General features: G+C 42.4%; 1 protein-coding gene. It reads right to left on the bottom strand.

Annotation, left to right across the window (positions count from 1 at the left end; genetic code table 11):
* Positions 1 to 854: Ig-like domain-containing protein (locus L2735_RS19860; protein ID WP_248986312.1), on the bottom strand; the 854-nt coding region annotated here is incomplete at both ends.

Below are 854 nucleotides of genomic sequence, written 5' to 3'. Positions count from 1 at the left end.
GTGAGAAACACAGTAACCGTTTGACCATCTTCAACGTTTGTGACGCTACCTTGAATAACCACCAGGGTCATTTCAACAGTATTGATAACGTTATCGTTATCAACAATCGTAATATCAATTAATGCGGTTGTATCAACAGGAAGTTGAGTTGTGGCAGTGGCAGGGTTACCAGCTACATCACTGACCTCTGCGGTGACTTCTAAAGAGCCATCATCAAAGGCTGATAAATCTTGTGCAGCAAGCGTCCACACTCCGCCGGTGACGATAGAAGTTAAGGTCAGCGACTGACCTTGGTTATCAGTGAGAAACACAGTAACTGTTTGGCCGTCTTCAACGTTTGTGACACTACCTTGAATAACCACTTGAGTCATTTCTACAGCATTGATAACGCCATCATTATCGATAATTTCCACAGTGATATCAGCCACTGTATCTTTAGCTACTGTGTTGTTGCCAATGCTCGGATTACCTTCTACATCGACAGCTAAAGCGCGTAATGTGAGCTCACCATCAAGTAATGATGACAAATCAAGATTATCAAGTTGCCACAGTCCATCAACAACAGTGGTATTAAATATCAACCTAGTGCCACTTGAATCTGTCACCCAAATTAATACATTTTGACCATCTTCAATATTTAACGCTTCACCGCGTAAAGTTGTGGTGGGGACTTCAACAGCATTAAGCGTATTGTCATCATCTACCGCTTCAATGGTCACAGATGCTTGAGAGTCTTTGCTTACAATGGTTGATACTGAGGTTGGATTTCCTGCGACATCGATAGTACTGGCCGTAAAGCTAATATCACCATCGACGAGTGATGAGACATCAGCATTATTGATTTGCCAAACACC

The organism is Shewanella olleyana (genome assembly GCF_023283825.1).
Lineage (GTDB): Bacteria > Pseudomonadota > Gammaproteobacteria > Enterobacterales > Shewanellaceae > Shewanella > Shewanella olleyana.
The sequence above is the reverse complement of the archived record's forward strand: the minus strand, read 5'-3'. Positions and strand labels throughout refer to the sequence as shown.